The sequence below is a fragment of the Actinoplanes sp. CA-030573 genome, assembly GCF_050951115.1.
Lineage (GTDB): Bacteria > Actinomycetota > Actinomycetes > Mycobacteriales > Micromonosporaceae > Actinoplanes.
The window spans coordinates 629,343-639,771 of sequence record NZ_CP192038.1; the positions used below are offsets into that span (position 1 = coordinate 629,343).

At 71.6% G+C, this 10,429-nt stretch carries 10 protein-coding genes; 7 read left to right on the plus strand and 3 right to left on the minus strand.

Translation table 11 applies throughout. The annotated features are described in order from the left end of the window. Window positions 1-16 precede the first annotated feature (16 nt). The 4 genes from ACQP2F_RS02880 to ACQP2F_RS02895 all read left to right on the plus strand — a co-directional run bounded on the left by ACQP2F_RS02880 (window position 17) and on the right by ACQP2F_RS02895 (window position 4,703). Window positions 17-1,198 (plus strand): MFS transporter, encoded by a 1,182-nt coding sequence (locus tag ACQP2F_RS02880; RefSeq protein ID WP_433300362.1) that lies wholly within the window; start codon window positions 17-19, stop codon window positions 1,196-1,198. A gap of 611 nt (window positions 1,199-1,809) precedes the next feature. Continuing rightward, window positions 1,810-2,457 carry a hypothetical protein gene (locus ACQP2F_RS02885; protein ID WP_433300364.1) on the plus strand — a complete coding sequence of 216 codons (648 nt, stop codon included), beginning with the start codon at window positions 1,810-1,812 and terminating at the stop codon, window positions 2,455-2,457. Next, window positions 2,454-3,587, plus strand: coding sequence for a Gfo/Idh/MocA family protein (locus ACQP2F_RS02890; protein WP_433300365.1), 1,134 nt, complete (start codon window positions 2,454-2,456; stop codon window positions 3,585-3,587). The genes ACQP2F_RS02885 and ACQP2F_RS02890 overlap by 4 nt, the downstream gene beginning before the upstream one ends. 120 nt (window positions 3,588-3,707) lie before the next feature. Next, complete coding sequence (locus ACQP2F_RS02895) at window positions 3,708-4,703, plus strand: pectate lyase family protein (protein ID WP_433300366.1); 996 nt, start codon at window positions 3,708-3,710, stop codon at window positions 4,701-4,703. Window positions 4,704-4,765: 62 nt separating this feature from the next. Here ACQP2F_RS02895 and ACQP2F_RS02900 read toward each other — a convergent pair whose 3' ends face one another. Further along, window positions 4,766-5,227, minus strand: a complete 462-nt coding sequence (locus ACQP2F_RS02900) for a hypothetical protein (protein WP_433300368.1) — start codon at window positions 5,225-5,227, stop codon at window positions 4,766-4,768. 102 nt (window positions 5,228-5,329) lie between these two features. Here ACQP2F_RS02900 and ACQP2F_RS02905 point away from each other — a divergent pair, with 102 nt between their 5' ends. Next, a complete protein-coding gene (locus ACQP2F_RS02905; protein ID WP_433300369.1) occupies window positions 5,330-6,019 on the plus strand; it encodes a response regulator transcription factor in 690 nt (229 codons plus the stop codon). After that, window positions 6,016-7,269, plus strand: coding sequence for a HAMP domain-containing protein (locus ACQP2F_RS02910; protein ID WP_433300371.1), 1,254 nt, complete (start codon window positions 6,016-6,018; stop codon window positions 7,267-7,269). Before ACQP2F_RS02905 ends, ACQP2F_RS02910 begins: the two co-directional genes overlap by 4 nt. A 111-nt stretch (window positions 7,270-7,380) precedes the next feature. Here ACQP2F_RS02910 and ACQP2F_RS02915 read toward each other — a convergent pair whose 3' ends face one another. Both ACQP2F_RS02915 and ACQP2F_RS02920 read right to left on the minus strand, forming a co-directional pair. Further along, on the minus strand, window positions 7,381-8,142 hold the full coding sequence (locus ACQP2F_RS02915; RefSeq protein WP_433300373.1) for a PepSY domain-containing protein: 762 nt from the start codon (window positions 8,140-8,142) through the stop codon (window positions 7,381-7,383). Between the two features lie 72 nt (window positions 8,143-8,214). After that, window positions 8,215-9,459, minus strand: coding sequence for an aspartate aminotransferase family protein (locus tag ACQP2F_RS02920; protein ID WP_433300375.1), 1,245 nt, complete (start codon window positions 9,457-9,459; stop codon window positions 8,215-8,217). Window positions 9,460-9,533: 74 nt separating this feature from the next. Here ACQP2F_RS02920 and ACQP2F_RS02925 point away from each other — a divergent pair, with 74 nt between their 5' ends. Then, complete coding sequence (locus tag ACQP2F_RS02925; protein ID WP_433300377.1) at window positions 9,534-10,421, plus strand: LysR family transcriptional regulator; 888 nt, start codon at window positions 9,534-9,536, stop codon at window positions 10,419-10,421. Window positions 10,422-10,429 lie beyond the last annotated feature (8 nt).

Below are 10,429 nucleotides of genomic sequence, written 5' to 3' on the forward strand. Positions count from 1 at the left end.
CGCAGCGAGTTGACTGGTGCGTGTGCGCCGCGCCCTGATTCCCCTGCTCGCCCTGGCCTGCGGTCTCACCGTGGCCAACCTCTACTACTCGCAACCGCTGCTCGACCTCATCGCCGGCAACTTCGGCGTGAGCCAGGGCGCGGCCACCGTCGTGGTCACCCTCACCCAGATCGGGTACGCGCTGGGCCTGCTCCTGCTGCTGCCACTGGGCGACCTGGTGGAGAATCGCCGGCTCACCACCCGGCTGCTCGGCGGCACGGCGGCCGCGCTGCTCCTGGCCGCGATCTGCCCCGCGTACCCCCTGTTCCTGGCCTTCTCGGTCTTGATCGGCGTGACCTCGGTGGTGGCGCAGATCCTCGTGCCGTTCGCCGCCCACCTGGCGCCGGAGGAGGAGCGCGGCGCGATCGTCGGCAAGGTGATGGGCGGCCTGCTGCTCGGGATCCTGCTGGCCCGCACGGTGTCGAGCTTCGTCAGCGGCCTGTGGGGCTGGCGCGCGATCTACTTCATCTCGGCGGCCCTGATGATCGTTCTGGCCGTCGCCCTGTGGCGCCTGCTCCCTCCCCGTGCGCCTTCGCATACGGCCGGTTACCGCTCCCTGTTGCGCAGCGTGTGGGATCTCGCGCTCGCCGAGCCGGCGCTGCGTCGGCGAGCCGCCTGCCAGGGCCTGCTGTTCGGCGCATTCAGCGCATATTGGACAGCGATCGCCTACGAGCTCATCGGCGAACACGGCTTGAGCCAGGCCCAGATCGCCATCTTCGCCCTGGTCGGCGCCGGCGGCGCGGCGGCGGCGCCGATCGCCGGAAAGATCGCCGACCGCGGGTACGGTGCGGTCGCGAGCGGCGGCGCGCTGGCCCTGGCCGCCGCGATGGCGGTGCTGGCCGCCGCCGGTCACCGCAGCGTGCTCGTGCTCGGCCTGGCCGGCGTCCTGCTCGACTTCGCGGTGCAGGCCCACCAGGTAATGAGCCAGCACGAGATCTACGCGCTGCGCGCCGACGCCCGGGCCCGCATCAACACCGTCTTCATGACCACCGTCTTCACCTGCGGCGCCATCTCCTCGGCCCTGACCGGAGTGCTCCACCACCGCTACGGCTGGACTGGCGCGTGCATCCTGGCCGCGTGCTGCGCCACCACCGGCTTGCTGGTGTGGGCCGTCGCCCGCTGGCGATCACCGGCCCGCGCCCGCGAGGTAGCCGCCTGACGGCGCCCTTTGCTCTGCTCACCCATACGCGCACCGGTGGATAGCGGCTCGAAAGTGTCGTACCCGGTCCCTACTCTCACCCCCACCCAGTGACCGGGTGGGGTTCGGTATGGCGGCGGGGTCCCGCACGTATAGGTAAGCAGAGCAAAGCGCCCCGGCGGTGCTGGCCCGACCGGTGCCGGCCCGACCGGTGCCGCCCCGGCCGGTGCCGCGCCGGTCTGCGCCTGTCTGCGCCGGGCCGATCTGCGCCTGTCTGCGCCGGGCCGATCTGCGTCGCGTCGGGCCGGCTCGGTCTGTGTCGGGTTTGGGGCGGGGTAGATCTGTGCCGCACGGGGCGATCTGCGTGCCGCTAGGCCGGGATCCATCTGCCTCGCGAGGGCGATGGGCGTGGCGGCAGGCCGGGGTCGATCTGCCTCGCGTCGGCCTGCGTCGCGTGGGGCCGGGTCGATCTGCCTCGCGGCGGCGGTCTGCGTCGCGTGGGGTCGGGTCGATCTGCGTCGCGCGCGCGTCGATCTGATTGCGTGGTGTCTAGGTGCGCCGCGCTGCGGGGGTGCGTTGCGTGGGGCTGCGGCGGGTGCGCTGCGTTGCCGGGTACTGCCAAGATAGTGACCATGACCGATCAGCCGCGGCCGCCGGGGCGCAACTGGGCCGGGATCGCCGCGATGCTCGGGGGGATCGCCGCGCTCATCACCGCGATCGTTGGGGTGCTGACGTTCGTCGTGGCGCAGCTGAAGGACGACAAGCCGGACCCGGCCAAGGCGGCCGCGCCGGTCACCACCGTCGCGCCCCGAGGCACGACCGCCGGCCCGGCCGGAGGCGCGAGCGCGCCGGCGGCCGCGACCGGGGCCACCGCCGGAGCCACCGGCGGGGCGGCCACCACGGCCTCAACCGGGTGGCAGACGGTCTACTCCGATGTTGCGTTCGTCTTCGACAACAACGGCGTCGACTTCGCTCAGGACAGGCCGAAGCGCAATGCCGGCACGTCGATGCAGCTCTATTCCGGTGGGTCGAGCGCAGTCTCCTACGGCAGCGACTCGCTGATCGCCCTGCTGCCCTCGGGGCAGAAGGGCACGCCGGAAGCGTGCGTCGACGTGATCGAGGCCGAATCGAGCCGCACGGTGCAACTGGCCGGTGGCCGGCGGGTCTGCGTGCAAACCCCGACCGGCCGGGTGGCGCTGATGACCGTTAAGGGTCCGGCCGGGCCGGAGAGCAGCCTCGGCTGGAAGGTCACCGCAACGGCCTGGCAGCCGGCGTCATGAGCACGCCTCTGGGGGTGGCCGTCGTCGGGTTCGGGTGGATGGGCCGGGTGCACACGCAGGCGTACCTCCGGATCCCGCACCATTATCGCGACGCGCAACCCGTCGCGCTGCTGGCCGTGGCCGATGACGTGCCCGGGCGCGCCGACGAGGCCGCCGTTCGCTACGGCTTCGAGCGCGCCACCCTCGACTGGCTTGAGCTGGTCGACGATCCGAGCGTGCAGGCGGTGAGCATCACCCTGCCGAACTTCCTGCACCGCGAGGTGGGGGAGGCCTTCGCCCGGGCCGGCAAGCACATCTGGATCGAGAAGCCGGTGGGACTCACGGCCGATGACGCGCGGGCGATCGCCGGCGGGGGACAGGTGGCCGTCGGTTTCAACTACCGGAACGCGCCCGCGGTGGAGAAGGCGCGCGAGATCCTTCGGGCCGGCGAGATCGGGGAGGTCACGCACGCGCGGGTGCGGCTGCTCAGCGACTATGCGGCCCACCCGGACGGCGCGCTGAGCTGGCGGTTCGAGCGGGAGCGCGGCGGCAACGGCGTGCTCGGCGATCTCGGCTCGCACGGCGTCGACCTTGTTCGCTACCTGCTCGGCGAGATCGACTCGCTGATCGCGGACACGGCCATCTTCGTACCGCAACGTCCGCGCCCGGCGGCCGCCACCGCCGGACATGAGCGCGGGACCGGCGCGCCCGGGCCGGTGGAGAACGACGACTGGGTGGGCGCGCTGCTGCGGATGATTTCGGGCGCGCGGGTCACGCTCGAGGCCAGCCGGGTCTCGGTGACCGATCAGAACAACTACGGGTTCGAGATCCACGGGACTCGCGGCGCGCTCTTCTGGGACTTCCGGCGGATGGGCGAGCTCGGCGTGGGTGCCGGGTCGGCCTATCAGGACGAACCGGTGAGTACGCTGTTCGCCGGCCCGCACGACGGCGAGTTCGGTGCGTTTCAGCCGGGCGCCGGCATCGCGATGGGCTACGACGATCTCAAGGTCATCGAGGCGTACCGGTTCCTGCGCTCGATCGCGGACGGCCGGCCGTACGGCGCCACGCTGGCCGACGCCATCCGCAGCGCCGAAGTGCTCGACGCGATGGAACGCTCGGTAGCGACCGGCGCCTGGGTCTCGCTTCCCTGACCCGAGGTTGACATCCATAGATGTAAATCGATAGCCTCCGGAACTCAGGAAAGCGCTTACCTATCCCGTCCCCCGAACGGGCCGCTCCCCCGGTCTGGACCGATCCGTATGGAGGTCCCGATGTCCACCCACGCTTCCCTGCGCATCGCTCTCGGCGCCGCCGCCACCGCGGCGCTCACGGTCGCCGCCACGCTCGCCCACGCGCCCGCCGCCTCCGCCGCCACCTTCAACCAGGAGGGCTGGTCCACCCAGGCCGGCGGCACCAGCGGCGGGTCGTCCGCCACGACGGTCACCGTGACCAGCCTGTCCGCCCTCACCAGCGCGGCCGGCTCCGGCACCTCGCAGACCGTCAAGGTCAGCGGCAACTTCAGCTGCTCCTCCGACGTCACGGTCGCGTCCAACAAGACGATCATCGGGGTCGGCTCGAGCTCCGGCCTCACCGGCTGCGGCCTGAAGGTCAAGGGCGTCAACAACGTCATCATCCGGAACCTCAGGATCGCCAAGGTTCCGGCCGGCAACGGCAACGGCGACGCCATCCACGTCGAGAAGGCGACCCACATCTGGATCGACCACAACGATCTCTCCAGCGACACCAGCCACGGCACCGACTACTACGACGGCCTGATCGACATCACGCACGCCGCCGACTACGTCACCGTGTCCTGGAACTACGAGCACGACCACATCAAGTGCGACCTGCTCGGCCACAGCGACAGCAACGCGTCCGAGGACACCGGTCACCTGCGCGTGACGTACCACCACAACTACTTCCGCAACTGTGACCAGCGCGGCCCGCGGGTGCGTTTCGGCAACCCGGTGCACGTCTACAACAACTACTACTACAACAGCGGCACGTACGGCGTGGCCAGCACCTGCAACGCCGGGGTCTACGTGGAGCGCAACTACTTCGAGAACACGCCGAACACGGTGGTGACCTCGACCGGTTCGTCCCCCGCCGGCAACGTGAAGCTGCTGAACAACTACCTGGTCAACTCCGGCACCCCGCAGACCAGGAACGGCGCGAGCGTGGCCGCGATCCCGTACGCGTACACGGTCGACGCCAACAACAGCGTCAAGTCGATCGTCACCGCGAGCGCCGGCACCGGCAAGATCTGATCCTCCCGTCCCCCGGAGGTGGCCGGGAGGCGCTCCGCCCTCCCGGCCATCGGCGCTCGCTTTCAGCCCTCGCTGCGGATCCTCAGCTCGGGCGTGCCGTTCGCGCAGGACAGCTCGACCTTCACGCGATCGTGGTTGTCGCGCACCCCGCGGAACTCGCCCTCCCGCTCACGCTGCTCGTGAATGGCGAAACCCTGCGCCGGCGCCATCGACACGATGCGGTCGCAGCTCGCCACCACGGTTCCGCCGCGGGTGGGGAAAGCCTGACTCACGGCCGGCGGTGCCGAAGAGGGCGATGGCGAGGACGGCGAGGCCGAAGACGGCCCGGGAGACGGCGGTGCACTCGACTCGCCCAGCGCTCGCAGCACCTCGTCCTCGCTGACCGGCGCACCCTGGCGGGACGTCAGGCCAGCGCCGACCAGACCGATTCCGACCACGCCGACGAGCACGGCGAGGACCGCCGCCAGTATCCATCCGGCGACGATCACCATCGGTCTCCGGCCCAGCCGGTCGAGCAAACGCACACCGCGACTATGCCCCGTCCGGCGCTAAGGCGGGCACCCGGCACGGCTAAGGGAGGGTTAAGAACCGCCGGTCGGGTGGGTCCAGCCGATAGCGTGTCGCCCGTGGCGAGACTCCTGCTCATCGAGGACGACCCGGCGATCCGGTCCACCCTGCTGCGCGCCCTGCGCGAGCGCGGACATGCGGTGGCGGCGTCGCCCGCGGCGATGGACGGCCTGCAGACGGCCCTGGCCGACCATCCGGATCTGATCGTTCTCGACCTGGGCCTGCCCGATCTCGACGGCCGGGAACTGCTTCGGATGTTGCGCGCGGTGAGCACGGTTCCGGTGATCGTCGCGACGGCCCGCGACGAGGAGACCGAGATGGTACGTCTGCTCGACGCCGGCGCGGACGACTACGTGATCAAGCCGTTCACCGCCGCGCAGCTCGACGCCCGGATCCGAGCCGTGCTGCGGCGTGGCGGCCCGGGCGCGTCGCCGACCGATTCCGATCTGGTCGTCGGGGAGCTGCGCATCGATTCGCGGGCCCGGGAGGTGACGCTCGCCGGCGCGCCGATCGAGCTGACGCCGCGCGAGTTCGACCTGCTTCACCACCTGGCGCAGAAGGCCGGACAGGTCGTCACCAAGCGCGAACTGCTCACCGAGGTCTGGCAAGTCCCGTACGGCAGCACCGACAAGACCGTCGACGTGCACCTGTCCTGGCTGCGACGCAAGCTCGGCGAGACCGCCCAGGAGCCGCGCTACCTGCACACCGTGCGCGGCGTCGGGGTCAAGCTGAGCGAGCCGGCGTCGTGAGGGCACGGCTGACGCTGCTGGTGGCGGCCACGACCGTACTCCTGCTGCTCGCCTTTCTCGTCCCGATCGCGCTGCTGGTACGTCAGGTGGCCGCCGATCGGGCGTTGAGCAGGGCGAATGACGTGGTGCAGACGATCGTCCCGTTGACCGCGGACGAAGCCGCACTGCGCCTGGCGGTCACGGTCCAACCCGTACCGGTAAGCGTTTTCCGCCCCGATGGAAGCGTGCTCGGCGCGCCCGCCGCGACCACCCCTGCGGTGCGGCTGGCCGCGCTCCGACGCCAGGCACTCACCGTCGTCACCGACGCAGGGCGCGAGTTGGTGGTCCCCGTGGTCGGCGCCGGCGGCGTCACGGTCGTGCGCACCGTCGTGACGAATGAGCAGCTCACGAGCGGTGTGCGGCGGGCCTGGCTGCTGCTGTCCGGCCTCGGCCTGGCCCTGGTGCTGCTCGGCCTGCTGGTCGCCGACCGCCTGGCCCGCACCATCGTCGCCCCGATCACCGAACTGTCCCGGGTCTCGCACCGCCTGGCCGGCGCCGACCTGACCGCCCGGGCGGAGCCGTCCGGCCCACCCGAGCTGCGCGAGGTCGCCGGCGCGCTGAACCACCTGGCCACCCGCATCCAGGACCTGCTGGCCACCGAGCGCGAACGCGTGGCCGATCTGTCCCACCGCCTGCGCACCCCGCTGACGGCGTTGCGCCTGGAGGCCGAATCCCTGCGCGACCCCGACGAGTCGGCCCGCGTCCAGTCCGCCGCCGACGGCGTAGCGCGCGCCGTCACGGCCGTCATCCAGCAGGCCCGCCGCCGCGATTCCGCACCCGCCGCCGCTCAGTCCGATGCGGTTGCGGTGGTTGCCGACAGGGCCGCTTTCTGGGCAGTTCTGGCCGAAGACACCGGTCGCGTACTGACCCAGGACCTGCCGTCGTCGCCGCTTCCGGTCGCGGTCGCCGCCGACGATCTGGCGGCCGCTTTGGACGCTCTGCTCGGCAACGTTTTCGCGCACACTCCGGACGGCACGCCGTTCGCGGTCGGTCTCGGTCCCGGGCCGGGCGGCGGGGCGATTCTCGTGGTCTCGGACGAGGGGCCGGGCTTTCCGGCGAATGCCGTTTCCCGGGGCGCTTCCGGGGGCGGTTCCACCGGGCTGGGACTCGATATCGCCCGCCAGGTGGCCACCTCTTTCGAGGTGGGAAGTTCCCCTTCCGGCGGGGCGATGGTGCGGCTTACCCTGCCCGGTACGCGGCAGCCTCAGTAGTAGTAGGCGCCATTCGGTACTTGTCGGAAAGGCTAACCGGGCATCGCCAGCCGAGTTTGGCGCACACGGAACAGCGCGCCCGGGAGAGCCGGGCGCGCTGAACAAAGACTTTCAGTCGTCGGAGCCGTGGCCGCCGTGGTCGTCGCCGGCCTCCTTGCCGTGGCCGCCGTGGTCTTCGCCGCGCTCCTTCGCTTGGCCGCCGTGGTCGTCGCCGGCCCTCGAAGATGAAGAGCTGGACGTGGAGGACCGCGCGCTGGACTTGGACCGGCCGCGGTCGTCGCCGCCGGACGAAGCGCGGCCGCCGTGGTCGTCGCCGGGCTCGGCGTGCCGGCCTCGGTCGTCGCCGGCTGCGGTGCGCCGCCCGCCCTTGTCGTCGCCCGGCTCGGCGTGGCGGCCGCCGTGGTCGTCGGCCGCGCCGCGGTGGTCGTCGGCCGAGCCGCCGTGGTCGTCGGCCGAGCGGCTCGCGCCCGGCGTTGCCGAACCCGCGACCCGGTCCTCACCCTTGATGCGGTGCCGTAGCACCACGCCGGTCACCGCGTCGACGTCGATGTCGTGCTCGACCCCGCCGCGCAGCACGTCCACGTCCCAGACCGCCCGGCCGTGCTCGACCTCCCGCTCGACCGACGACACCGTGCCGCCGCCGGCCGCCCGGATGGCGATCTCCTTGGCGGCGGCGACACTCACCGAAAGCCCGGCGCGGGCCGACACCGTGGCCGACGGCGCCGACGATGCCGACGGCGACGCCGACCGCGCCGGGGTTGCGTCATCGGCCCCCGCGGCCAGCGCCGTTCCGGCGAGACCCAGCGCCGTCAGACTGCCCGCCGCCACCACCGCGACCACGCGCTTCTTGTTCAGCGAAAACAACGAACTCATTTGCAGTGCCTTCCGTTCGATCCGACCCACTGAAGATCGCCGGAAGTCCCCTATGCGCGCGCTGTGTGATCGTTAAAGGGAGGTTAAGGCCTGGTCGAGGATCGAAAGGCCCAGGTCAAGCTCCTCATATGACGAGGTCAGCGGCGGTGCGATCCGGAAGACGCCGACCATCCCGGGCAGCTGCACCACGTTCATGTGCAGCCCCAGCTCCAGGCAACGCCGCGTGACCGCCGCGCCCAGCTCGTCCGACTCCAGCTCCAGCCCGACCAGCAGGCCGCGCCCGCGCACGTCGGTGATGGCCGGGTGCCCCAAACTGCGCAAACCTTTCCGGAGGTACGCCCCGAGCTCCGCCGCCCGTTCCTCGAGGCGCGCCTCGGTGAGGACGTCGAGAACCGTGTTGCCCACGGCCGCGACCAGCGGATCCGAGACATGGGTCGTGAAGAACAGGAAGCCCCGCGCGTACGCCGAAGCCTCGATCTCCTCGGTCGTCACCACGGCGGCCAGCGGTAGGCCCGCGCCCAGCGTCTTGGAGAGCGTCAGGATGTCCGGCACCACGCCGTCGCGCTGGAACGCGTACCAGTCGCCGGTCCGGCACAGCCCGGTCTGCGCCTCGTCGAGGATCAGCAGGCCGCCGCGCGCGTGGACCTTGTCGCGCAGCGCCCCGAGGTAGCCGGGCGGCAGGTCGATCACGCCGCCCGAGCTGAGGATCGGCTCGACGATGCAGGCCGCCAGCGCGCCCACCGACTGCGCGTCGAACAGCTCGAACGCGAAGTCCAGCTGCCGTCGCCAGTCCAGCTCACCGGCCGACGGGGGGACAAACGGCGTGGGGATGGCGAAGTTCCCGGGCGCGGCCGGCCCGTACCCCCTGCGCCCGGCGCTGTAGGTGGCGCTCGCCGCCGCCTGGGTCATGCCGTGCCACGAGCGCGCGAACGAGATGACCTCGTGCCCGCCGGTGACCAGCTTGGCCATCCGGATCGCGGCCTCGTTCGACTCCGCGCCCGTGGTGAGAAGCAGGACCTTCGAGAGCGGGTCGGGCAGCGTCCCGGCCAGCCGCCGGGCGAGGTCGACGACCGGCCGGCTGAGCATGCCGCTGAACAGGTGGTCGAGGGTGGCGACCTGCCGCTGGACGGTGGCGACCACGGCCGGATGCGAGTGCCCGAGGATGGCGCTCATCTGCCCCGACGTGAAGTCCAGCAGGCGGCGGCCGTCGGCGGTGTAGACAAAGCTGCCCTCGGCCCGCTCGATGATCTCGGGCACGAACCGTCCCGCGCCGGAGTAGCGGACCAGATGACGATCGGCGTCTTCCCAGAAGCTCATGACTCGACGCTAGGAACCAACGAGCATCAGGTCCATCTCACGTTTCCGCCGATGCTGTTAAGTTCGACCGCACAGTGACTCTCAACCCTTGGCGCCTGCGGTTGCTGGCCGACCTGGCGACGTACGGCACCGTGCGCGCCGTCGCCCAGCGCGGCAACCTGAGCCCGTCCGCCGTCTCCCAGCAGCTGGCCACGCTCGAGCGGGAGACCCGCACCGCACTGCTCGAGCGCACCGGCCGCCGGGTGCGGCTGACCGCGGCCGGGGTGCTGCTCGCCGGCCGGGCCCGGGAGATCCTCGCCGCCATGGACGCGGCCGAGGCCGAGCTGCGCGGCCTGGCCGACGAGCCGGCCGGCACGGTCACACTGGCCGCCTTCCAGAGCGCGGTGCACTCGGTGGCCGAGCCGGCGGTGACGGCCCTGGCCGAGCGGCATCCGGACGTGACCGTGGTGCTGCTCGAGCTCGAACCGCACGAGAGCATGCCGGCCCTGCGCCGCGGCGACGTGGACGTCATCGTCACCACGACCGACTTCGTGGGGGCCGAGCTCGACCCGGCGATCGACCTCGTGCCGATCGCCGAGGATGAGATCGTGCTGGTCCTGCCCCCGGGGCATCCGCTCACCGCGTACGAGATGATCGCTCTTGAATGGTGTGCCGACCAGCGCTGGACCTTCGACGTCAACGGCTCCTACATGTCCGAGCTGGCGACCCGTCTGTGCCGGGAGGCGGCGTTCGAGCCCTCGGTGATCGGCCGGTTCAACAACTACATGCTCACGCTGCGGCACGTGGAGAAAGGGCGGTCGATCGCGCTGCTGCCGAGCCTGGCCGTCGATCCGCGCTACGCGGTGGCGACCCGGCCGCTGAGCCCGCCGGTGACCCGCCGGATCGTCGCCGCCGTCCGCCGCCCGGCGTCACCCCGCCCCGAGATCACCGCCGTCCTGACCGCCCTGCGCACGCGACCGTGAGCGGGCCG